General features: G+C 63.2%; 22 protein-coding genes. 18 read left to right on the top strand and 4 right to left on the bottom strand.

The features are described from left to right. The first annotated feature begins 27 nt into the window (after nucleotides 1-27). The 15 genes from V1283_RS39350 (at nucleotide 28) to V1283_RS39420 (ending at nucleotide 14,220) form a co-directional block, all read left to right on the top strand. Nucleotides 28-846, top strand: a complete 819-nt coding sequence (locus tag V1283_RS39350; protein ID WP_334391941.1) for a sugar phosphate isomerase/epimerase family protein — start codon at nucleotides 28-30, stop codon at nucleotides 844-846. Between the two features lie 99 nt (nucleotides 847-945). Beyond that, on the top strand, nucleotides 946-1,884 hold the full coding sequence (locus tag V1283_RS39355) for a LysR family transcriptional regulator (protein ID WP_334391942.1): 939 nt from the start codon (nucleotides 946-948) through the stop codon (nucleotides 1,882-1,884). A 124-nt stretch (nucleotides 1,885-2,008) separates the two neighbouring features. Then, entirely contained in the window at nucleotides 2,009-2,899 is an 891-nt protein-coding gene (locus V1283_RS39360; protein WP_334391943.1) for a shikimate dehydrogenase, read from the top strand. 108 nt (nucleotides 2,900-3,007) lie between these two features. Continuing rightward, nucleotides 3,008-4,144, top strand: coding sequence for an ABC transporter substrate-binding protein (locus V1283_RS39365; protein WP_334391944.1), 1,137 nt, complete (start codon nucleotides 3,008-3,010; stop codon nucleotides 4,142-4,144). A gap of 96 nt (nucleotides 4,145-4,240) precedes the next feature. Further along, nucleotides 4,241-5,116, top strand: coding sequence for a branched-chain amino acid ABC transporter permease (locus V1283_RS39370; protein ID WP_334391945.1), 876 nt, complete (start codon nucleotides 4,241-4,243; stop codon nucleotides 5,114-5,116). Further along, nucleotides 5,113-6,111: a branched-chain amino acid ABC transporter permease gene (locus V1283_RS39375; protein ID WP_334391946.1), complete on the top strand. Its 999-nt coding sequence runs from the start codon at nucleotides 5,113-5,115 to the stop codon at nucleotides 6,109-6,111. Before V1283_RS39370 ends, V1283_RS39375 begins: the two co-directional genes overlap by 4 nt. Continuing rightward, a complete protein-coding gene (locus V1283_RS39380) occupies nucleotides 6,108-6,851 on the top strand; it encodes an ABC transporter ATP-binding protein (protein ID WP_334391947.1) in 744 nt (247 codons plus the stop codon). Before V1283_RS39375 ends, V1283_RS39380 begins: the two co-directional genes overlap by 4 nt. Before the next feature lie 11 nt (nucleotides 6,852-6,862). Continuing rightward, on the top strand, nucleotides 6,863-7,603 hold the full coding sequence (locus V1283_RS39385; RefSeq protein ID WP_334391948.1) for an ABC transporter ATP-binding protein: 741 nt from the start codon (nucleotides 6,863-6,865) through the stop codon (nucleotides 7,601-7,603). A gap of 144 nt (nucleotides 7,604-7,747) precedes the next feature. Beyond that, complete coding sequence (locus tag V1283_RS39390) at nucleotides 7,748-7,927, top strand: hypothetical protein (RefSeq protein WP_334391949.1); 180 nt, start codon at nucleotides 7,748-7,750, stop codon at nucleotides 7,925-7,927. Then, a complete protein-coding gene (locus V1283_RS39395; protein WP_334391950.1) occupies nucleotides 7,924-9,795 on the top strand; it encodes a bifunctional sugar phosphate isomerase/epimerase/4-hydroxyphenylpyruvate dioxygenase family protein in 1,872 nt (623 codons plus the stop codon). The genes V1283_RS39390 and V1283_RS39395 overlap by 4 nt, the downstream gene beginning before the upstream one ends. Nucleotides 9,796-9,839: 44 nt before the next feature. Further along, on the top strand, nucleotides 9,840-11,669 hold the full coding sequence (locus tag V1283_RS39400; RefSeq protein WP_334391951.1) for a tannase/feruloyl esterase family alpha/beta hydrolase: 1,830 nt from the start codon (nucleotides 9,840-9,842) through the stop codon (nucleotides 11,667-11,669). Nucleotides 11,670-11,721: 52 nt separating this feature from the next. Beyond that, nucleotides 11,722-12,645, top strand: coding sequence for a DMT family transporter (locus V1283_RS39405; RefSeq protein ID WP_334391952.1), 924 nt, complete (start codon nucleotides 11,722-11,724; stop codon nucleotides 12,643-12,645). 200 nt (nucleotides 12,646-12,845) lie between these two features. Beyond that, on the top strand, nucleotides 12,846-13,169 hold the full coding sequence (locus V1283_RS39410; RefSeq protein WP_334391953.1) for an ArsR/SmtB family transcription factor: 324 nt from the start codon (nucleotides 12,846-12,848) through the stop codon (nucleotides 13,167-13,169). 12 nt (nucleotides 13,170-13,181) lie between these two features. Continuing rightward, a complete protein-coding gene (locus tag V1283_RS39415) occupies nucleotides 13,182-13,670 on the top strand; it encodes an SRPBCC domain-containing protein (RefSeq protein WP_334391954.1) in 489 nt (162 codons plus the stop codon). An 82-nt stretch (nucleotides 13,671-13,752) separates the two neighbouring features. Beyond that, nucleotides 13,753-14,220: a GyrI-like domain-containing protein gene (locus V1283_RS39420; RefSeq protein ID WP_334391955.1), complete on the top strand. Its 468-nt coding sequence runs from the start codon at nucleotides 13,753-13,755 to the stop codon at nucleotides 14,218-14,220. Nucleotides 14,221-14,264: 44 nt separating this feature from the next. Here V1283_RS39420 and V1283_RS39425 read toward each other — a convergent pair whose 3' ends face one another. The 3 genes from V1283_RS39425 to V1283_RS39435 are packed head-to-tail and all read right to left on the bottom strand — an operon-like array spanning nucleotide 14,265 to nucleotide 17,485. After that, nucleotides 14,265-15,821, bottom strand: a complete 1,557-nt coding sequence (locus V1283_RS39425) for an MDR family MFS transporter (RefSeq protein WP_334391956.1) — start codon at nucleotides 15,819-15,821, stop codon at nucleotides 14,265-14,267. Nucleotides 15,822-15,825: 4 nt separating this feature from the next. Then, nucleotides 15,826-16,998, bottom strand: a complete 1,173-nt coding sequence (locus V1283_RS39430) for an HlyD family secretion protein (RefSeq protein WP_334391957.1) — start codon at nucleotides 16,996-16,998, stop codon at nucleotides 15,826-15,828. Further along, nucleotides 16,991-17,485: a MarR family winged helix-turn-helix transcriptional regulator gene (locus tag V1283_RS39435; protein WP_442895815.1), complete on the bottom strand. Its 495-nt coding sequence runs from the start codon at nucleotides 17,483-17,485 to the stop codon at nucleotides 16,991-16,993. Before V1283_RS39435 ends, V1283_RS39430 begins: the two co-directional genes overlap by 8 nt. 139 nt (nucleotides 17,486-17,624) lie before the next feature. Between V1283_RS39435 and V1283_RS39440 the strand changes: the two genes are divergently transcribed. Further along, nucleotides 17,625-18,110 carry a Fur family transcriptional regulator gene (locus V1283_RS39440; protein ID WP_334393337.1) on the top strand — a complete coding sequence of 162 codons (486 nt, stop codon included), beginning with the start codon at nucleotides 17,625-17,627 and terminating at the stop codon, nucleotides 18,108-18,110. Between the two features lie 32 nt (nucleotides 18,111-18,142). Beyond that, the gene (locus V1283_RS39445) at nucleotides 18,143-19,081 is read left to right on the top strand and encodes a DMT family transporter (protein ID WP_334391959.1); all 939 of its coding nucleotides are present in this window, start codon (nucleotides 18,143-18,145) and stop codon (nucleotides 19,079-19,081) included. Nucleotides 19,082-19,184: 103 nt separating this feature from the next. Here the strand turns inward: V1283_RS39445 and V1283_RS39450 are convergent, their stop codons facing one another. Beyond that, nucleotides 19,185-20,060 carry a sulfurtransferase gene (locus tag V1283_RS39450; protein WP_334391960.1) on the bottom strand — a complete coding sequence of 292 codons (876 nt, stop codon included), beginning with the start codon at nucleotides 20,058-20,060 and terminating at the stop codon, nucleotides 19,185-19,187. 265 nt (nucleotides 20,061-20,325) lie between these two features. On the opposite strand from V1283_RS39450, the gene ispG reads away from it, so the two are divergent. Next, complete coding sequence (ispG, locus tag V1283_RS39455) at nucleotides 20,326-21,612, top strand: flavodoxin-dependent (E)-4-hydroxy-3-methylbut-2-enyl-diphosphate synthase (RefSeq protein ID WP_334391961.1); 1,287 nt, start codon at nucleotides 20,326-20,328, stop codon at nucleotides 21,610-21,612. The last annotated feature ends 118 nt before the right edge of the window (nucleotides 21,613-21,730 follow it).

The following is a 21,730-nucleotide window of genomic DNA, read 5'->3' on the forward strand; positions in this document are numbered from 1 at the left end:
CCGCCACCAGCGCTTGACGAGACCATCATGACATCGTTCTCCCTCGCCGCGCTGACCGTCCTCGAACTCGCACCCCCTGCGTTGATCGACGTCGCCGCGGTCTGCGGCTATCAGCAGGTCGGGCTCCGCTTGCTGCCCGCCATGCAGGGCGGCATTGCCTATCCGCTGATGGAAGACGATGCCGGCCTGAAGGAAACGCTCGCCCGGCTGGATGCGACGGGCATCACCGTAGCTGACCTCGAAGTGGTTGCGCTCCGGCCGGAAACCGAGATGGCCGCATTCTCCGCTTTTTTCGAGACCGGCGCGCGGCTCGGCGCCAGGCACGTTCTGGTCGCCGCCTACGATCCCGACCTCGGCCGGTTCAGCGAACGCTATGCGGCATTCTGTGAGGCCGCGGCCGCTTATGGGTTGACCGCCGATCTCGAATTCATGCCATGGACCTACGTTCCCGATCTTTCGACCGCGAGCAGCATTGTCGCGCAGGCAGGGCAGCCGAATGCCGGCGTGCTGGTGGATGCGCTGCATTTCGACCGGTCGAGGAGTTCGATCGACGAACTCGCGCGCGTTCCCGCGCACCGGCTGCATTATTGGCAAATATGCGATGCCCCGGCCGAGCGGCCCACCACGACGGAAGTCATGATACATGCCGCTCGCTACGAGCGGATGTTTCCGGGCGAGGGCGGCATCGATCTCGTCTCGCTGACGCGCGCTTTGCCGGCGGATATCACGGTCAGTATCGAAGTCCCGACCACCGAGCTTGCGAAGACGATGGATGCGAAGGCGCGGGCGCAGCGCGCGCTCACTGCCGCCAGGAATGTGATTGCCGGATCGCGCGATCGTGCCTGATCGTCAATCTCCGGGCCGCCAGAGAATTTTGCGCCGGCAGCCCGGCGCGCCGATGGAAGATGATAGTATCCCGCAAGTTCATCTCCGGAGCCTTCGCACATGATGACGCTTCGCCAGGTCGAGGTGATTCGCGCCGTGATGGTGACCGGCACGATCGGCGGCGCGGCGAGGCTTCTCAATGTGTCAGCGCCCGGCATCAGCCGGCTGGTGAAGTACACCGAGAAATCCCTGGGTGTCCGCTTCTTCCAGCGCCAGAACGGGCGCTATTTCCCGACCCCGGAAGCCCGCAACATTTTTGAGCAGATCAACGGCGTCTACGAGAAGATGGACGATCTCACCGAGATCATCTCCAAGATTGGGCGCGGCGATCTGTCCGAACTGCGCATCGGTTCGGTGCCCAGCATCTCGCAGGTGATGGTGCCGCGCGCGATCGAGCGGGTTCGGCGCCGCTATCCGGAATTGCGGATCGACATCAACATCCTCAAGATCGAGGAGGCCGTCGATTATCTGCTGCTGGGCCGTGGCGATTGCGTCGCCATGAGCTACCGGCTCGAGCATCCCGGCCTCGATTTCCTGCCGCTGGCGTCGGGCGAATTGTTCTGCATCGTGCCGGCGGGGCATGAGCTTGCCGGATGCAAGCAGGTCTCGGCCGCCGAGATCATCCGCTATCCCCTGATCGGCATCGATCCCAACGATCCCTACGGGCGGATCATGTCGGGGATCTTCGCGCGCAACAAACTCGACTACGACATCACCATCCGCGCGCGCTTCGGCACCACCGTGTGCGCGCTGGTCAAGGCTGGTCTCGGCATTGCCGTGATCGACCAGTTTACCGTCGCCCATGGCGGTTATCCCGGCATCGAATTGCTCAGGATCGTCGAGCCAACCCGCTTCGACACGTACATTGCCGTGAAACGCGGCGCGCCGCTGTCGCTGCACATCGAGCATTTCATCGAATGCCTGCGCTCGGAAATGCGGGCGGTGGGACCGGACAAGGCGGCGCGGCGAAATCCCGATGCCAAGCCCCGCCTGAAATAACGTGCCGCAGGAAATAACATGATGTTATCTAGCTGGCATAAATGGGTAATTGTGTTAGGTCGGCAAAACGCTATCGTCGGGCGGCATCGGGGCTTGTCCCGAACCGCTATTCGCTGACGAGATCATGAGCCCTGCCGCCCGACCTCCTGCTCCGGCCGACCGCCGTTTTCTCACCGGCCTGATCGGCGCGCCGATCGCGCATTCGGCGTCGCCGGCGATGCATGAGCGGGCCGCCGAAGCGCTCGGCGCGCATTGCCACTACCAGCTGATCGAAGTCGCCGGCGCTGGCCGCGAAGAGTTGCGGTTGCTGCTCGACGGTGTACGCCGTCTGGGCTTTGCGGGCGTCAACGTCACCTTTCCGTACAAGGAAGCGGTGGTTTCCCTGCTCGATGAATTGTCGCCGGGGGCGCGCGCGATCGGCGCGGTCAACACGGTCGTGGTCAGGGGTGGCAGGCTGATCGGATACAACACGGACACCACGGGGTTTGGTCGGGCGGTTACCGAACTGGTCCGTGATCCCGCGCAGAGCCGCGTCGCCGTGATCGGCGCGGGCGGCGTCGGCAGGGCAATCGCCTTCGCACTGGCGGAGACCGGCGTGAGCGAGATCAGGATTTTCGACACCGATCGCGCCAAGGCCCAACAGCTCGCCGCGCAGCTCAAGAGCCATGGTGAAGTGAGGGCTGCCGGTAGCGTCGAGGACGCGATGCGCGGCGCCACCGGGGTCGTCAACGGCTCGCCGGTCGGCATGCTGCCGAACCGCGGCACGCCTGTCCCGGATGCCTTGCTGCACAAGGGCATGTGGGTGGCGGACGCGGTCTACACGCCGCTATGGACGCCGCTGCTGAATGCCGCCAAGGCAAAAGGCGCCGAGGTCATGACCGGGCGCGAGCTTGCGATCTATCAGGCAGCGGATGCATTCGAACTGTTTACGGGACTGAAGCCGTCGGCCGTCGAGATGGGAAATGCATTCGACGCGGTAATGGCCAAACGCTACGCTAAAGCGAACGCAGCTTGAGAAGCATGATCCGGAAAAGTGGGTACCGGTTTTCCGAAAAGATCATGCTCAAATCAAGAACGCGGCCGGTTACAAGGCCGCTTGTTGTAACGAGAAGAGGGGATGGAAATGAGATCTGGGATTTTCGCAGGACTCCTGCTTGCCACCGTGTCGGCCGTGGCCGCATTCGCGCAGGGAGCGCCGATCAAGCTCGCCGATGTCGCCGAATTGTCCGGTGGCGGCGCTACCGTCGGCAACAACTGGAAAAACGGCATCGATCTTGCGATCGAGGAAATCAACGCCAAAGGCGGCATCCTCGGCCGCAAGCTGGAAGTCACGCATGCGGATTCGCAGTCGAATCCAGGCGTCGCACGCGCGCAGCTGCAGAAGGCGCTCGACAACGAACCCTATGTCCTGCTCGGACCCGGCTATTCCGGATCGGTCAAGGTCACTTCGCCGCTCGCCGCCGAAGCTGGAATTACGCAGATCATGGGTGGCGAAGCCGCCGAACTGACGCAGGGCGGCAACAAGGTTCTGTTCCGCACCTCGTTCGGCCAGCAATCCTCGATGCCGAAGGTCGCCAAATACATCAACGACGAGCTGAAGGCGAAATCGGTCGCGATCGTCTGGGTCAACAACGATTTCGGCAAAGGCGGTCGCGACGTCATCACCAGGGAATTCGCCAAGTACAACATCAAGGTCGCCGCCGATATTTCCACGGAAGCCGGACAGGCCGATTTCGCTGCCGACGTCAGCAAGATCAAGGCGGCCGCACCGGACGCCGTGTTCGTCTATGTCAACGAGGAAGAGAGCGCGCGGATGCTCAAAGAGCTGAAGCGCCAGGCGATATCAGTGCCGCTGATGGGCGAGACCACGCTGGTCGGTCAGAAGGTCGTCGAACTCGCAGGCGACGCGGCGAACGGCGCGCGCGGCCATGTCGGCCTGACCACCGATGCGCCGATCGATCTGGTCAAGGCGTTCCGCGAGAAGTTCGCCAAGAAGTACAACTACGTGCCGGATCATAACGGGCTGAAGGGCTATCTCGCGATCTACATGATCAAGGCCACCACCGAGAAGATGGGCAAGGTCGACGCCAAGGCGTTCGCCGACAATCTGCACGGCCTCACCATCAAGGCCGCCAGCGAGCCCGGCATCCTGATGGATGTGACCTTCGACGAGAAGGGCGACATCGACCGCCAGGGGTTCCTGGTCGAGATCGTCGACGGCAAGCAGGTCGTCAAGCAGGTGCTGCCGAAACTGAACTGAGCTACGGCCGCGGGCGGCGCGCGAAAGAACGCGCCCCCGTCGCGATCAGGCATCGCGAAACGGCACTGATATCGGCCGCATGTGACGGTGAGGGACATGTCCAATCTGCTCGATCTTCTCGTGGCGGGCCTTGCGACCGGGGCGATCTATGCGCTTGTCGCAGTCGGTTTCACGCTGCTGTGGCAGACGTCGCAAACCATCAATTTCGCGCAGGGCGAATTCGTCATGCTGCCCGCGTTCCTGATGCTGGCGGTGATGCATGCCGGCGCGCCGTTCTGGCTCGCCATCATCCTCGGTATCCTGTTGTCGCTGCTGCTGCTTGGGCTCGGCTTCAAGCTGCTGCTGGTCGATCCGATGCTGCGGCACGGCGTGCTGCCGCTGGCGATTGCGACCATGGCGCTGGCGATCGGCATGAAGGAAGCAGTGAAGCAGTTCTTCAGCGCGGAGGCGTCGCCATTCCCGTCCATCGTGCCGGCCGGTGACGTCTCGATCCTCGGCCGGGTGGTTTCGCTGCAGAGCCTCGGCGTGCTCGCGCTCGCGATCGCGGTGGTGATCGGCCTGACCGCGCTGTTGAACCGCACCTCGATCGGCCACCAGATGCAGGCGACGGCGCAGAATCCGACGGTCGCCCGCATCATCGGCGTGCCGGTCGAGCGCATGATCCTGCTGACCTTCCTGATCAACGCGTTTCTGGTGGCGTTGGCCTCGCTGCTGATCACGCCGATCTATCTGGCGAAATTCTCCTCCGGCGAAGTGCTCGGGCAGGCGGCCTTCATCGCGGCGATCGTCGGCGGCTTCAATCAGGTGCGCGGTGCCATCGCCGGCGGGCTGTTGATCGGCGTCGTCGACAATCTGTCCGCGGCCTATGTGTCGACGCAGTACCGCGCCGCGGTGCCGCTGATCCTCCTGATCGTCATCATCCTGTTCCGTCCGCAAGGCCTGCTCGGCCGGCCCGAGGAACGCACGGTATGACCGCCACGGGCAAATATCTACGCATCGCACTCGGCGTCGCCGTGATCGCGGCCCTGATCATTGTGCCCATGAACTTCAACCGCTACGGCCTGTTCATCCTGAGCCAGTGGGCGGTGATGACGATCGCCGCGATGGGGCTCAATCTGACACTCGGCTATGCCGGCCAGGTTTCGCTGGCGCAGGGCGCATTCGTCGGCATTGGCGCTTATGCGGCGGCGATCATGACCACGCAGGGCATGCCGCTGATTGCGGCGCTCGGCGTTGCGATCATACTGTGCTTCGCCATCGGCTGGATTCTGGGCTATCCGGCGCTGCGCGTGCAGCATCACTATCTCGCGTTCGTGACGCTGGCGTTCTCGACGCTCGCCTTCCTGGTGTTCCGCAACGAGGACTGGCTCACCAAGGGCATCTACGGCATCTCCAACATTCCACGGCCCAATGTCCTGGGCTTCGCCACCAATCGGCCGCTGCCGTTCTACTATTTCTGCCTCGGCTCGCTTGCGCTCGTCTCGCTGGCGATGTGGTGGCTGATCCGCTCGCCCTGGGGCCGCGCCTTCGTGGCGTTGCGCGAAAATCCGGTGCGGGCGCTGTCGCTCGGCATCGACACGCGGCGCTACACCCTGATGGCGTTCGCGATCGGATCGGCGCTCGGCGGCGTCGCCGGCACGCTCTATGCGCCGCTGACGCAATATATCGATCCGGTTCCCTTCAACCTCTCGCTCTCGCTCGATCTGTTGATGATGGTCATCGTCGGCGGTTCCGGATTCTTTTTCGGACCGTTCCTCGGCGCCATGATTGCGGTGCTGCTGCCGGAATGGCTGCGCTTCACGCAGGGCTATTATTTGATGCTCTACGCGGTCGCCGTGATGCTGCTCCTGATCTATTCGCCGACCGGTATCCTCGGCATCCTCGATCGCTATCTGGCCGAGCGCCGCACCAAGGCGGCGTCGGCGCTGCGCGCGGTCGCGAAATCGAAGCTGGAGGCCGCATCATGAGCGCGGTGCTCGAAGTCAACGATATCAAAAAGAGTTTTGGTGGCATCAAGGCCGTCGATGGCGTCAGCTTCGACGTGCAGGAAGGCGAAATCCTCGGGCTGATCGGCCCGAACGGTTGCGGCAAGTCCACGCTCTTCAACTGCATCCTGGGCCAGCTCACGCCGACCGGTGGCGAGGTGAAGGTTGACGGCAAGGTCGTTACCGGATTGCGGCCGTCGGAGCTCAATCGTTTAGGCGTCAGCCGCACCTTCCAGCTTCTGCAAGTGTTCCCAAAACTGTCGGTGCGGGAGAACCTGATCCTCGCGGGGCAGGAGCATCAGGGCAACATGGTGTCGCGGCTGTTCGGCCCCTCCGACGCAGGATTATCGGCGGCGGCCGATCAGATGATCGGCTTCTTCAAGCTCGATCATCTTGCTACCGAAGCCGCCGGCGGCCTGTCCTACGGCCAGCAAAAACTGCTCGATGCCGCGATGGCGTTCATGGGCGGGCCGCGGCTGGTGCTGCTCGACGAGCCCGCCGGCGGCGTCAACCTCACCATGCTCGGCGATCTCAAGGAGCGGCTGGCGGCGATCAACCGCGAGAAGCGCGCCACCTTCGTCGTCATCGAGCACAACATGGAATTCGTGATGTCGCTGTGCACGCGCGTCATGGTGATGGCGGAAGGCAAGCTGCTGGCGATGGGCACGCCGGCCGAAGTCCGCGTCAACCCCGCCGTCATCGAAGCCTATCTCGGCCACTGAGGAATCGATCCATGAACGACGCCATTCTGGATGTTCAAGGCCTCGTCGGCGGCTACGGCAAGATGACGATCCTCAACGGCACCAGTTTTTCGGTGCCGGCGGGCTCCATCACCACCGTGATCGGCCCGAACGGCGCCGGCAAATCCACCGTGTTCAAGGCGATCTTCGGCCTGTTGAAGCTGCGCGAAGGCAGGGTCGTATTCAAAGGACGTGACCTCACCGGGCTGAGCCAGCGCGAATTGCTGACATCAGGCATCTGCTACGTGCCGCAGGGCCGCAATATCTTCCCCGAGCTATCTGTGCGCGACAACATCCAGCTCGGCGCCGTCGTCGCCGGCCGCGATATCACCGATCTGCCCGCGAGGATCGAGGCGGCGCTCGATAAATTCCCGGTGCTGCGCAAGAAGGCAGCGCAGCAGGCGTCCACGCTGTCGGGTGGCGAGCAGAAGCAGCTCGAAGTCGCGCGCGGCCTTCTGCTCAATCCGCAACTGGTGCTGATCGACGAGCCGTCGATCGGGCTTTCGCCGCTGATGGTGCAGCAGACCTTCAACATTCTGAAAGACCTCCGCGGCCGCGGCGTGTCGATCCTGATGATCGAGCAGAACGCCCGCTCCGCGCTCGGGATTTCCGATTACGGCATCGTGCTCGAGCTCGGCCAGACCCGGCTTGTCGACACGGCCGAGCGCGTTCTGAACGATCCCCGCATCGGACAACTATTCCTGGGTGGCGCCATGACGGAGACGGCGGCATGACCGGCGTGATGCGGATCGGCGTAGCGGGTGCGGGGTTGATCGGCCGCAGGCATATCGAGCTGATCGCGGCGTCGCCTGATTGCGCGTTGGCCGGGATCGCAGATCCGTCGTCTGAGGCAAAAGCATTCGCTGGTCGATGTGCCCTTGGACGATCCGCTGATCGAGCAGCTCCGGCATTTCCGTGCGGTAATCGCCAAACGCGAAGTCCCGCTGATTTCCGTCGAGGACGCCATGGGGACGCTGGCCGTGGTCGAGGCAGTGCGCGAGGCGGCGCTGTCAGGCACACGCGTTTTCCCTGATCGGATCATGGAGCAGGCCGCATGAGCAAACACTCGATTGCAACAGTTTCGCTGAGCGGCGCGCTCGATGAAAAGCTGCGGGCGATCGCCGCGGCCGGCTTCGATGCCGTCGAGATTTTTGAGAACGACCTGCTTTCGTTCAGCGGCAGCCCGCGCGACGTCGGCCAGATGTGCCGGGATCTCGGGCTTTCGATCTGCGCCTTCCAGCCATTCCGCGATTTCGAAGGCATGCCGGAGCCACAGCGCGCACGTAATTTCGCACGCGCCGAGCGCAAGTTCGATCTGATGCAGGAGTTGCAGACCGATCTGATGCTGATCTGCAGCAATATTTCGCCTGCGTCACTCGGTGGCATCGACCGCGCGGCCGCCGATTTCCGCGAACTGGGTGACCGCGCCGCCTCACGTGGCTTGCGCGTTGGCTATGAGGCGCTCGCCTGGGGGCGTCACGTCAACGACTATCGGGATGCCTGGGAAATCGTGCGGCGCGCCGATCACCAATCGATCGGAATCATTCTCGACAGCTTTCATGCGCTGGCGCCGTCGTTTCCGACGTTGCCTATACAATCGATCCCGGCCGACAAGATCTTTCTGGTGCAACTGGCTGATGCGCCAAAACTCGGCCTCGATGTGCTGTCCTGGAGCCGGCATTTCCGCTGCTTCCCGGGGCAGGGCGATTTGCCGGTTGCCGCGTTTATGGAAGCCGTGCTCGCCACCGGCTATGCAGGCCCGATATCGCTGGAGATATTCAACGACCAGTTTCGCGCCGGCTCCGCCGTCCGCACCGCGACCGACGGACTGCGCTCCCTCATTCTGCTTGAGGATGACGTCCGTGGCGCGGCGTCGGGCGCTGCGGCATCGCCGTTACGGCCGAAGGCGCACAGCCGCGGGGTCGGCTTCATTGAATTTGCCGTCAGCGAGGAGAAGGCTAACGATCTCGCGGCGCTGTTCGGCCAGCTTGGTTTTCGCAAGACCGGCGCGCATCGCAGCAAGGATGTCGAACGCTGGTCGCAGGGTCATATCGACCTCGTGATCAACTGCGAGCCGGACGGCTTTGCGCATTCGCATTTCGTCGCGCATGGCCCCGGTGTCTGCGCCATCGCCGTCGATGTGGATGACGCCGGCAGCACCATGGCGCGGGCGGAGGCGTTGAAGGCGCGAACCTTCTATCAACCCGTCGGGCCGGGCGAACTCGAAATTCCCGCGATCCGCGGCGTCGGCGGCAGCCTGCTGTATTTCCTGGAGGAGGCCGGCAAGAACTGGGACCTCGATTTCGAGGCGCTGCGCAGCGATGCGGCTACCGATCGGCTCGATGCCGTCGACCACATCTCGCAGTCGATGCCCTATGACGAGATGCTGTCATGGCTGTTGTTTTACACCGGCATTCTCGATCTCGAACGCCTGCCGCAGATGGAAATCGCGGATCCGGTTGGCCTCGTGCAGAGCCAGGCGCTGATCAATGGCAATCAAAGCCTGCGCGTGGTGCTCAACGGCTCGTCGGCGACACGCACGCTGTCGGCGCGATTCATCCACGAATTCTTCGGCTCCGGCGTGCAGCACGTCGCGTTCTCCTGTCGCGACATCTTCGCCGCGGTCGCCGACATGCGTTCGCGCGGTGCTGACTTCCTGAAGATTCCCGACAATTACTACGACGATATCGAAGCCAAATACGGCCTCGACGCCGCGACCATGACAGCCCTTCGCGACAACCAGATCCTCTACGACCGCGAAGGCGAGGGCGAGTTCTTCCAGGTCTATACCCATGCCTTCGACGAGCGGTTCTTCTTCGAGATCGTCGAGCGTCGTAACTATCACGGTTTCGGCGCCGCCAACGCCGCGATCAGGCTCGCCGCCCAGACGCGGGAATCGCGGCCACTGACGATGCCGAAGGCGTGACAATCGGGGATCGAAAACAAAAAGACTGAAAGGGAAGCGGGACGATGTCGATCATGAAAGGGAACTGTATTGGTGCGGCATTGCTCCTCGCCGCCTGCGGGTATCTGACACCGGCGTTGGCCGATCCGCTTTCCTGCGATGACGGCATCAAGACGGCCTTTCGTCCCGACGCCGATACGTCGGTCGTCGCAGTCCGGCTGGTGAAGAAGGGCGAGGAGCTGAAGGCGCCCGACGCATCGCAGCCGGTGACAGCGGCAGCCGACCTTTGCCTGGTGAAGCTGCTGGTCGGCCCCGGCGCGACGGCGGAGAAGGATAAGACCGCGCGCTCCTGGTCCGAAGGCATCGGCATCGAGGTCTGGCTGCCGACGCATGCCAACTGGAACGAGCGCATCCGCAACTATGGCGGCGGCGGATGGGTCGGCGGCGGTCATCGCTATGCCGACAAGATCGGCAGCAAGGTGCCGGCCATCGTCAATGCCAATATCGGCTATGCGTCGGGCACGACGGACGCGGGCCAACCCTGGTATCAGGATGGCTCATTCGCGTTTCTGTCCGACGGCAAGGTCAACGTGGAATCGCTTCGTGATTTCTCCGTGCGCGCCATGGTGGAGCAGGCCGTCAAGACCAAGGCGCTGGTCAACCTCTATTACGGCAAGGCGCCGAAATATGCCTACTATGACGGCCATTCGCAGGGCGGCCGGCAGGGCATGAAGATCGCCCAGGAATATCCGGAGCTCTACGACGGTTACATGATCGCCCAGCCGGCGTTGAGCATCGCGAAATTCGGCACGGCGGGGCTCTATCCGCAGATCGTGATGAAGACCGAACTCGGCTTCACCGCGGCCAACAAGCCGGAGGCCGCAGTCTTTGCCGCCAAGGTCGCTGCCGCCAACAAGCGCGCCGTTGCCGCCTGCGACAAGGCGGGTCTCGGTTTCCTGCTCGATCCCTTCACCTGCGACTACGATCCCGCGCGCGACGCCGACATGCTGTGCGCGGGAGTGGGCGGCGAGGGTGTTACAGGAAATAATGCCGATGCTGCGACCTGCATGAGCCCGAAGGAGGCCAACGCGCTGAACAGGATCTGGTACGGCGCCACCAGCGACGGAAGTTTCGATGCCGCGCAGAGCGCGGAAGCGCGTTCCGGTAAATCGCTCGGCAAGAACCAGCTCTGGTGGACGTTCACCAGGAGCACCGCCATCGGCGGCCAGATCACGAATGCCTCATCCCTCGGCGTCGCGCTGGCGCTGCACGACGTCAGCTACGCTCCCGACGCCAGCACGGCATCGGGCGATCCGATCACGAACGTCTCGACTGACGTGCGCAACAAATGGCGCGAACTGGATTACGCCGGGCTCGCCGACGCCGTGAACAAGGGCGTCGCATTGCAGCCGACGCTGTTCAGCGACCTCATTACGGACAAGGCTGACCTTGGGAAGCTGCGCGATCTCGGCCGCAAGGTCATCGTCTACAGTGGACTTGTCGACGACGCGATCCCGCCTGCCGGCAACATCAATTATCACGAGCGCGTGGCGGCGGCGATGGGCGGCCATGCCGAGGTGCAGAAGTTCATGCGGATGTATTTGCTGCCGGGTTCGGCGCACTCTTCGCAGGGCCGGGCCTATACGGTTGGCGGCAACAACGACACTGTGCCGTTACCAAAACTACCTGGTAACGCCAACCAGACACCGACGCGCGAGCAGGATCAGTTCTTCACCACACTGGTGGATTGGGTCGAGAAGGGCACAGCGCCTGGTGAAATCATGCTGACGTCGCGCGACAACAGTGTCAGCTACCCCGTCTGCGTCTATCCGCTGCGGACGACGTGGAACGGTAATGGCGATGCGAAGCAGACTTCGAGCTATAGCTGCCGGTAGGCCCGCGGGATAGGATCGTGTCGTCGGCGGGAGCGTCAGTACCGGATTGAACATGATCGAGCCCAAGGAAGCCGCCACCAGGGCACGCGAAGTGCTGGGCCTGCTCGGCTTTCTGCTGGTGGCAACCGCTCAGGTTTCCAACATGATCTTGGCGCGTGGCGTTGCGGGAAGCGTACCGCCGTTCTCGATCGCGTTCTTTCGCTGGAGCATCGTGGCGCTCGGCCTGCTGCCGGCTGTCGTGATGGCGTTGCGCGAAAAGCCCGGCGCGTTACGCGGGCAGGGCTTTGGCATAGTGGCGGCCGGTTTCCTCGGCATGTTCGTCTGCGGCGGCCCCGTCTATGTCGCCGGTGTTACGACCTCGGCGATCAATCTGGCGCTGATCATGGCGCTCGCGCCGCTCGCGGTGCTGCTGTTTTCTTTCATCTCGGGCCAGGAAGCCATCCATCGAAACCAGATCATCGGCATGCTGCTCTCGCTGGCGGGCGCCGCGTTGATCATAAGTAAGGGACAAGCCGCCGTCGGGTCAGGCGTGGCGATCGGAGACCTGCTCGCACTGTTCGCGATGGTGGGTTGGGCTGGCTACACCTTGCTGCAGAATCGTGTGGGCAGCGGCGTGAGCTTTCTGGCGCGGATCGGCCTTTTCGCGGCGGCAGGTGCAATGTTCTCGCTGCCCTTCGCCATCCACGAAATGTGGTCCGCACCATCAGCCGCCTTCAGCGGGCGTGCGGCGCTGGTCTATCTGTTCGCGGGATTGGTCCCCGGCCTTTTCGCCTATTCGGCCTATGCCTATCTCGGCGCGAAGTTCGGCGCGGTGTCGACTTCGCTCAGCCTCTATCTTGGGCCGATCGTCAGCGCCGTGCTCTCGATCCTGTTTCTTCACGAGGCGCCGACCGTGATCCATCTGATCGGCGGCGCGCTGTCGCTCGGCGGCATGTGGTTGAGCCTGCAGGCCAAGCAGGGCAAGTCGCCCCCATAACGCGACATCGGCTGCCTTATCCGGAAATCTACCAAGGCGTCTTCGCGCTCGATGCGCGCATCGCCAACTTCACCTGAGGCGTCGCTCTTCTTTCGGGCCGTTCCGCGTCGCCCGGCGTGTGACCGGGGCCGTCGCATCGACTTGACAATAATAAATCAGTTATATAATGAATTAGTTATATAACTGATCTGAGATGTACGATGTCGAACCTCGATGCTTCCTTCTCCGCGCTGGCCGACCCGACACGCCGGGCGATCCTGGCGCGTCTCGCGCTTGGCGAAGCCACCGTCATGGAGCTGGTCGAGCCGTTCGAAATGACGCAGCCCGCCATTTCCCGCCATCTCAAGGTGCTCGAGGGCGCAGGGCTGATTATCCGCCGCGTCGAAGGCACCAAGCGGCCGTGCCGGCTGGCGCCGACAGCCGTCAACGAGATCGACCAATGGCTTGCGATGCTGCGGCAAGCCCTGTCCGCGAATTACAACCGGCTCGACGACGTTCTGGCCGCCATGAAAACCGAAGAGTGAAAGGCAAACCCCATGAGCAAGATGACGCTGAAGACCGAAGGCGACCGCCATGTCGTTATTACCAGGCACTTCGCCGCCGCGCCGGAAGCAGTGTATCGCGCACACACCGAGCCGGCGCTGATCCAGAAGTGGCTGCTCGGTCCGGACGGTTGGACGATGCCGGTTTGCATCAACGAGGCGCGACCAGGCGGCAAGATCCGCTACGAGTGGACGAACAGCGAAGGCGCCGGATTTTATGTGACGGGCGAGTATCTCGAACTGGTGCCCTTCAGCCGGCTCGTTCATGTCGAGCGGATGCACATGCCCGATGCGACGCCGGACAACCACGTCGAAACGACCTTCGCGCCTGATGGGACCGGTACATTGATGACCATGCGGATGACCTTGCCCGATGCCGCGACGCGGGCCGCCATGCTGTCGACCGGCATGGAGCACGGAATGGAAGCAAGCTACGTCCGGCTCGAGACGACACTCAAATCATCCCCGGCGCTCAACCACTGAAGCATGTGCCGCGCCACGTCGGCTGGATGAAATGAGCGAAGAAGCTCACTTCTGCGAACATATCTAAATCTGGAGAGTAGCCGTGATCGAACCGTTTCGTATCGTTCAAACCAAACCACAGCTCACGGCATTGATTCCGATCACGGTTCCGCGCGAAGACATTCGCAAGGTCATGGGGCCCGGCCTGGCCGAATTGAAGGCGGCCATCGCCGCGCAGAACGTTGCGGTCACCGGCCCGTGGTTCACCCACCATGTTCGCAATCCCGGCGAGGTCTTCGATTTCGAGATATGCCTGCCGGTCGCCACGCCCGTTGCGCCGGTAAATCGCGTGAAACCGGGGCAGTGGTCCGCGATGAATATCGTCCAGACCACCTATCACGGCGGCTACGAAGGGCTCGGCGGTGCGTGGGGCGAATTCATCGGCATGATCAAGGCCGCGGGACACAGAACCGTGGACGGCCTCTATGAATCCTATGCGGTCGGCCCGGAGCAGAGCGCTGATCCACACGCCTGGCGGACGGTGCTCAGCAAGGAACTGGTGGAGGGTTAGGATTAGCCAGTCTCGAGGCGGAGAAAATTCGCGGCGAGAAAATCCTACTCGATCACCGCATGGTCAGGCGCGGCCGACTGGGCGCGCAGGGCGACCTTGGTCGAGCCGATCATGATGGCAAGCGGGATCGCGCAAGCCGTGAAGATCATCACCATCTGGTAGTCGTGCGAGAATGCAATGATCTGGGCCTGTACCTTGACCATCACGTCCGCCATGGCGCGGCCCGTGTCGGTGGTGAGATCGATCATGCCGCGCACGTTTGGCATTTGAAGCGCGTGATTGAACGGGTTGATATGCTCCGACAGCACTGCGTAGGTGTAGCGCGAACCTTGCGTCAGTTGCGCGATGACGAGCGAGATCCCGATGGAGCTGGCGACATTGCGCATCAAGGTCAGCATCGAGGTGCCATCGGTGCGCAGATGATTGGGCAAGGTCAAAAACGCCACGGTGGAGAGCGGCACGAACACCAGTCCGAAGCCAAAGCCCTGGACAACGCTAATGACCACGATTTCGGTCGCGCCGGTCTGGTCGGTCCAGCCGGTCATGTAGAACAGCGAAGCTGCGGTCAGGCTGAGGCCGGAGATGATCAGCGTCCGCGCCTCGATGTAGCGCATGATGCGACCGACGAGCATCATCGCCACAAACGTGCCGCAGCCGCGGCTCGCCAGCAGAAGCCCGGCGGTGATGATGGGATAGCCGATCACGTTCTGCAGGAACGGCGAGGACAGCGCCATCGTCGAGAACAGCACCAGCCCCATCACGGCCATGAATACACAGCCGCTGACGAAATTCCTGTCCTTGAACAAGGCGAACTGGATGAAGGGCCGGTCGGTCGTCAAAGAGTGCGCGAGGAAATAGTAGAAACCGATACCGGCGATGATGAACTCGGCGATGATCTCGTTGGATTCCAGCCAGCCGAGTTGCTCGCCGCGGTCGAGAGCAAGCTGCAGCGCGCCGATCGCGATCGCCAGCGCGGTGAAGCCGAACCAGTCGAAGCGCAGCGCGACGTCCTTCCTGGTCTCGTCCATGAAGATCACGAGGCCGAGCACGGTGATGATGCCGAACGGCAAATTGACGAAGAACACCCAGTGCCAGGAATAGGTCTCGGTCAGCCAGGCGCCGAGCGACGGGCCCATGATCGGCCCCATCATCACGCCCATGCCCCAGATCGCCATCGCTTTCGCGCGCTCATGCAGCGCATAGGAGTCGAGCATGACCGCTTGCGACAGCGGCACCAGCGCCGCGCCGAACACGCCCTGCAGCAAACGAAACAGCACCATCTGGCCGATGTCCTGCGCCAGCCCGCACATCACCGAGGCGATGGTGAAGCCGGCCGAGCAGATGATGAAGATGCGCTTGCGGCCAAAGCGGTTGGCGATCCACCCGACCGGCGCCGTCATGATCGCGGCGGCGACGATATAGGAGGTCAGCACCCAGTTGATCTGGTCCTGCGACGCCGACAGCGTGCCCTGCATGTAGGGCAGTGCGACGTTGGCGATCGTCGTGTCGAGCGCCTGCATGATCGTCGCCGTCATGGCGCAGATCGTCACCATGTTCCGGCGCAGGCCGGGAACAGCAGCCGATGGTGCGCCCGTCGTCATCGCGTTATTCGTGGTCCTGGTTCGCTACCGCCGGCGACATGCCGAGCAAGGCCGGCAGCGAGCGGCGATGGTTGGTGTCGATCGTGGCGTAGACGCTCATGCCGGCCTTCAGCTTGCGAACAAACTTGTCGTTCTGGTCGAAATAGATTCGCACCGGGACGCGCTGCACTACCTTGACGAAATTGCCCGACGCATTCTGCGGCGGCAGGATCGCGAATTGCGCGCCGGTGCCGGGCGAGAGCGACCCGACCGTGCCCTTGAACACATGATTGGGGAAGGCATCGACCTCGATCGTAACGGTCTGCCCGACCGTGACATAGGTGAAATCAGACTCTTTCGGGTTGGCGTCGACCCACGGGTTCGAGGTGTCGATGATGCTGAACACCGGTGCACCCGCCATCACGAAACGGCCGAGCTGGATCTGTTCGACCTGCGTGGCGATGCCGGCCATCGGCGCGCGCATCACGGTGTGGTCGAGGTTGCGCTGGGCCTGGTCGAGCGCCGCCTTGGCCTGGGCATAGGGCGGGAATTCGGCGAGCGGCAGATCGGGATTGCCGAGCAGTTGCGCCTTGGCGGTGGCGATCTTCTGTTGCAGCAACTGGTATTGCGCACTCGCGGTGACGAGCGCGGTGGAAGCATTGTCGAGGTCGAGCTGCGAGCCGAAATTGTTCTTCACCAGCGCCGACTTGCGGTCGACGTCGCGCTTCTTCAGGTCCATGCCCTGCTGCGAAAGATCGCTCATCTGGCCGTAGATCCGAAGGTCGGCGATCAGATTGTCATAGGTGACGTTGGCCTGCGCGAGGCTGGCCTTGGCCTGCGCCACGGCGAGGCGGAACGGGACCGGATCGATCTCGAACAGCACGTCGCCGGGAGCAACCTGCTGACCTTCCTTCACCACGACCTTCTCGATCTTGCCGGAGATGTCGGGCGTGATCAGGACTTTCTGCGCGCCGACATAGGCGTCGTCGGTGGTCACGTAGCGGCCGCCATTGAGATAGAACGTGACGCCGGCCACCAGCGCGACCAGCGGCAACACCACCAGCAGCAGGAATCGGCGGTAGCGGCGCATGCCGGCCATCAGGCGGCGGCGCGGCTCGGCCGCGAGTTTCGGCCGCGACTCCGGAGATGCGGGATTGCCCTTCTGTTCGGGCGGAAATTTGAGCACGGGATCAGCCATAGCGCTGTTCCTTTCGAGGAGGTTGGTTCGCCGGATGCTGGATCGCGTTGCGAACGTTCTCCTTGATCAGGTCGAGTTGGTCGAGAAGGCGGTGGGCATCAGTGGGGTTGATGCCGTCGAGCGCGGTCGCCGTCAGTTCGGAGCGAAGCCCGGCGAGCTTGCCGAGCAGGGGACGCGCGGCCTTGCGCAGATAAAGGCGGTTGACGCGGCGGTCGTTCTCGTCGCCGCGGCGTTCGATCCAGCCATTGTCGCAGAGCTTGTCGATCAGCCGCGTCAGCGTGATCGGCTGCATCTCCATCTGTTCGGCGAGTTCCGACTGCTTCAGACCCTCGGTCCGCTCGACCTTGGCCAGAACCGCCCATTGCGCGCGCGTGATGCCGTAGCGCGCCGCCTGCCGATCGGCATAGGCGCGCATCATCCGCTGCACCTCGCCGAGCGTAAACAGGAAGTTCATATCCACGGAACCGCGCATGGGCCTCGCCTCCATAAGCTTGCGATATTATAAGCTTGCTTATGAATTCTGCATGACGCGTTAACAGTGGCCTGATCCGCTTCCAGCACATGGCTGGGAACCAGGAGGCGGCCGGGCTTTGGGATTGGCGGTCAAAATGCTACAAAAGCCCGAGATGACCCTGACAAAGCCGACATTTCCCGCGCCCGACCACGATCACGGCCGCTGCACCGCGGAAGCGATGGCGCATGCGGAGGCGGTCTGCGCGCGGCGGACGCAGAAATTCACCCCGATCCGGCGCCAGGTGCTGCAGGCTCTGCTGTCGAGCCACCGCCCGCTCGGCGCCTATGAGGTGATCGACGAACTCGCCAAGTCGATGCCGCGGCCGGCGCCGATCACGGTCTACCGCGCTCTCGATTTTTTGATGGAGAACGGCCTCGTTCACAGGATCGAGAGCCGCAACGCCTTCCTCGCCTGCGCGCATGATCATGACGAAACCTCGATGGTGGCGTTCCTGATTTGCGATCATTGCGGCTCGGTCGGCGAGATCCCGGCAGCTCCGGTCGCGCAAAGTCTCAACGCAGCGGCGCGGGCGTCCGGATTTGCACCAAAGCTTTCCGTCGTCGAAATCGCCGGCACCTGCGCGCATTGCCAAAAATAATGAACACGGCGCCAAGCCGGCCACGAGGATAGATGTCGTCGAACAAAGTGATCTCTTCCGCCGGGCGTGCGCTCACCCCGGGCGCCATCGCCTTGATGCTGATGCTGTGCCTGAGCTGGGGGTTCAACCAGATCGCGGTCAAGCTCGCGTTGCCCGACGTGCCGCCGATGCTGCAGGCACTGATCCGTTCCGCCGGCGCACTGCCGGTGATGCTGTTCGCCGGCTGGCTGCGCGGTGTGAAATTCTTCGAGCGCGACGGTTCGCTGGCTCCTGGCCTGCTGGCCGGCACGTTGTTCGGTATCGAGTTCGTGCTGATCTTCACCGGGCTGGTGTTCACCTCGGCGTCGCGCGCGGCGGTGTTTCTCTACACCGCGCCGTTCTTCGTCGCGCTCGGCTCCTACCAGTTTCTCGGCGAACGTCTGAGTATGCTGCAATGGGGTGGACTGGGGCTCAGTTTCGCTGGCGTCGCGCTCGCGATCGGCGTGCCGCAGGCGAACGTCGATGCCAAGGTGTTGCTGGGCGACCTGCTGGTGGTGGGCGGCGGCGCGCTGTGGGGCGCGACCACGCTGATCGCCAAGGGCACGCGGCTGCGCAACGCGGCGCCGGAAAAAGCACTCGGCTACCAGGTCGCGGTATCGATCCCGATCCTGGGCTTTGCATCGTGGCTGTTTGGCGAAAAGATCACGCACATGCCGGGCGCGCTGTCGATCGCGCTGTTGGCCTATCAGGCGATCTGGGTGGTGGGTTGCACCTTCGTGCTGTGGTTCGCGCTGGTGAAGACCTATTCGCCGAGCAAATTATCGTCGTTCACTTTCATGACGCCGCTGTTCGGCGTCGTCGCCGCCTACTTCATCATGCACGATACCTTGACCATCGCCTTCGGCGTCGCGGCGCTGCTGGTCATTGCGGGGCTTTATCTCGTGAACAAGCCGGACCCGAAGGTCACGCCGGATCCGAACCTGCCGGCGTAGCTTTTTCCGTCATTCCGGGATGGTCCGAAGGACCAGACCCGGAATCTCGAGATTCCGGGTTCGATGCTTCGCATCGCCCCGGAATGACGGCGGGGGCAAGAGCCTACCCCGTCTCGATCGGCAGCGATGCATCCTTGGCCCACTCGCCCATCGAGCCATCATAAAGGGTGAGGTTGTCGTAGCCGAGCTGGTGCAGCAGGAAGAGATCGACGGTCGCCGAGATGCCGCCACCGCAATAGGCGACCACACGCTTGTCTTTCGTAATGCCCTGCGCCTTGAATTTGGCTTCCGCCTCGCCAAGCGGGACAAAGGCCTTGGTCCTGGGATCGAGCAGCGTCGCGGCCGACACGTTGCAACTACCAGGCACGCGGCCGGCCCGGCCGTAGCGGCTGGGCTCGAGTCCCCGGTGAAACTGCGGGCCGAGCGCGTTGACGACAACGGTGCCCCGCTCGGAGGTAGCGGCGAGCGTCTCATGCTTGTCGACGAAAAATCCACCCCTCGGCTTTGCCGTGAATGCGGCCGGCGGATATCCCTTCGCCGGTCCGGCTTCGAGCGCGCGGCCTTCGAGCTTCCATTTGTCGAGCCCGCCGTCGAGCACCGCGGCGTTCTCGAAGCCGAGCGACTGGAGCATCCACCAGAACCGCGTCGCCCACATCGGGGTGCCGATACTGTAGAGCACGACCCGGCTTTCGTTGGACACGCCGTGTCGGCCGAACGCCCGCTCGTGATGCGCGACGTCAGGCATCATGAAGCGAAGCTCGGTATTGGGATCGGAGAACTCGCCCTGCAGGTCGAGAAAATCCGCGCCCGGAATATGCCCGGCCTCGAACGTGTGCCGCCCGGGCACGGCGAGATAGGGCTGGCTGCTGCCTTCGGGCGCGGGTTCGAGATAAGTGGTGCAGTCGAACAGGCGCAGGTCGGCCTGGTCCAGAATATCAGCGAGTTCCGCCGCAGAAATGAGCCCGTTGCGCCCCTGCATTGTTGGCCTCCGGTTATTTTGGCCGATGCTAGGGCCCGCATCGGGCTATGAAAAGGCGGCCGGGATGTGCGCTCGCCCTTTCAATTCAACGATTCCTGTCCAATATAGCGGTTAACGGAAGACCAAGGTCTTTTGCCTTGCTTTCGGCCGCCGTCGCTGGCCTAAGCTATTGAATACACAACGTAAAAATCCCTGTGTGACGAGGCGCACTGCGCCTTCGCCTCCCTCTTGGTGAATGTCATCAAAACCTGATATTCGAGGCCCCATGAACAAGCCCGAAATAATTCCGCAAGACGACGTCGCAGGCCCCCGCGCCCGGCATAAAACCACCCAGGTCATGGTCGGCAATGTTGCCGTCGGCGGGGGTGCGCCGATCGTCGTGCAGTCGATGACCAACACCGACACCGCCGATGTGGACGGCACGATCGCGCAGGTCGCGGCGCTGTCGCGCGCCGGCTCGGAAATGGTGCGCATCACCGTCGATCGAGACGAGGCGGCTGCTGCTGTTCCGCATATCCGCGACGGCCTGCGCAAGCGCGGCATCACCACGCCCCTGATCGGCGACTTCCACTATATCGGCCACAAGCTGCTCGCCGAATATCCGGCCTGCGCCGAGGCGCTCGACAAATACCGCATCAATCCCGGCAATGTCGGCTTCAAGAACAAGCGCGACACGCAGTTCGCCGACATCATCGAGATCGCCAACAAGAACAACAAGGCGGTCCGTATCGGCGCCAACTGGGGTTCGCTCGACCAGGAACTGCTGACCAGGCTGATGGACGAGAACACGGCTTCAGCCAACCCGCGCGATGCACGCGCGGTGACCCGCGAAGCCATGGTGCAGTCGGCCCTGCTGTCGGCGGCGCGGGCGCAAGAGCTCGGCATGCCCAAGAACAAGATGATTCTTTCGGCAAAGGTTTCCGCCGTGCAGGACCTGATCGCGGTCTACCAGACGCTCGCCTCGCGTTCGGACTACGCGATCCACCTCGGCCTGACCGAAGCCGGCATGGGCTCGAAGGGCATCGTGGCGTCGTCGGCGGCGCTCGGCATCCTGCTGCAGGACGGCATCGGCGATACCATCCGGATTTCGCTCACCCCCGAGCCCGGCGGCGACCGCACGCTGGAAGTTCAGGTCGCGCAGGAACTGCTGCAGACGATGGGCTTCCGCACCTTCGTGCCGCTGGTTGCGGCATGCCCGGGCTGCGGCCGCACCACCTCGACCACGTTCCAGGAACTGGCGCGCTCGATCCAGGATTTCATCCGCGAGGAAATGCCGGGCTGGAAGACGCAATATCCCGGCGTCGAAACCCTCAACGTCGCGGTCATGGGCTGTATCGTCAACGGCCCCGGCGAATCCAAGCACGCCAATATCGGCATCTCGCTTCCCGGCACCGGCGAAGCCCCGGCCGCGCCCGTGTTTGTCGACGGCAAGAAGTTCCGCACCCTGCGCGGGCCGAGCATTGCCGCCGACTTCAAGGCGCTGGTGATCGATTATATCGACCAGCGTTATGGCGCCGGCGCCAAGGCGCCGGAGACGACGGCGGCGGAGTAACCTCTCTCCGTCGTCCCCGCGAACGCGGGGACCCATAACCACAGGGCTTCGTGGTTATGCCAGGCTGCGCTCCAGCCTCCGCAACAACGTGCCCCTGTGGTTATGGGTCCCGGCTCGC

This window comes from Bradyrhizobium sp. AZCC 2262 (genome assembly GCF_036924535.1).
Lineage (GTDB): Bacteria > Pseudomonadota > Alphaproteobacteria > Rhizobiales > Xanthobacteraceae > Bradyrhizobium.

Coding starts and splice junctions, on each gene's coding strand:
- V1283_RS39350 (WP_334391941.1), top strand. CDS start 28: ATGACATCGTTCTCCCTCGCCGCGCTGACCGTCCTCGAACTCGCACCC.
- V1283_RS39355 (WP_334391942.1), top strand. CDS start 946: ATGATGACGCTTCGCCAGGTCGAGGTGATTCGCGCCGTGATGGTGACC.
- V1283_RS39360 (WP_334391943.1), top strand. CDS start 2,009: ATGAGCCCTGCCGCCCGACCTCCTGCTCCGGCCGACCGCCGTTTTCTC.
- V1283_RS39365 (WP_334391944.1), top strand. CDS start 3,008: ATGAGATCTGGGATTTTCGCAGGACTCCTGCTTGCCACCGTGTCGGCC.
- V1283_RS39370 (WP_334391945.1), top strand. CDS start 4,241: ATGTCCAATCTGCTCGATCTTCTCGTGGCGGGCCTTGCGACCGGGGCG.
- V1283_RS39375 (WP_334391946.1), top strand. CDS start 5,113: ATGACCGCCACGGGCAAATATCTACGCATCGCACTCGGCGTCGCCGTG.
- V1283_RS39380 (WP_334391947.1), top strand. CDS start 6,108: ATGAGCGCGGTGCTCGAAGTCAACGATATCAAAAAGAGTTTTGGTGGC.
- V1283_RS39385 (WP_334391948.1), top strand. CDS start 6,863: ATGAACGACGCCATTCTGGATGTTCAAGGCCTCGTCGGCGGCTACGGC.
- V1283_RS39395 (WP_334391950.1), top strand. CDS start 7,924: ATGAGCAAACACTCGATTGCAACAGTTTCGCTGAGCGGCGCGCTCGAT.
- V1283_RS39400 (WP_334391951.1), top strand. CDS start 9,840: ATGTCGATCATGAAAGGGAACTGTATTGGTGCGGCATTGCTCCTCGCC.
- V1283_RS39405 (WP_334391952.1), top strand. CDS start 11,722: ATGATCGAGCCCAAGGAAGCCGCCACCAGGGCACGCGAAGTGCTGGGC.
- V1283_RS39410 (WP_334391953.1), top strand. CDS start 12,846: ATGTCGAACCTCGATGCTTCCTTCTCCGCGCTGGCCGACCCGACACGC.
- V1283_RS39415 (WP_334391954.1), top strand. CDS start 13,182: ATGAGCAAGATGACGCTGAAGACCGAAGGCGACCGCCATGTCGTTATT.
- V1283_RS39425 (WP_334391956.1), bottom strand. CDS start 15,821: ATGACGACGGGCGCACCATCGGCTGCTGTTCCCGGCCTGCGCCGGAAC.
- V1283_RS39430 (WP_334391957.1), bottom strand. CDS start 16,998: ATGGCTGATCCCGTGCTCAAATTTCCGCCCGAACAGAAGGGCAATCCC.
- V1283_RS39435 (WP_442895815.1), bottom strand. CDS start 17,485: ATGGAGGCGAGGCCCATGCGCGGTTCCGTGGATATGAACTTCCTGTTT.
- V1283_RS39440 (WP_334393337.1), top strand. CDS start 17,625: ATGACCCTGACAAAGCCGACATTTCCCGCGCCCGACCACGATCACGGC.
- V1283_RS39445 (WP_334391959.1), top strand. CDS start 18,143: ATGTCGTCGAACAAAGTGATCTCTTCCGCCGGGCGTGCGCTCACCCCG.
- V1283_RS39450 (WP_334391960.1), bottom strand. CDS start 20,060: ATGCAGGGGCGCAACGGGCTCATTTCTGCGGCGGAACTCGCTGATATT.
- ispG (WP_334391961.1), top strand. CDS start 20,326: ATGAACAAGCCCGAAATAATTCCGCAAGACGACGTCGCAGGCCCCCGC.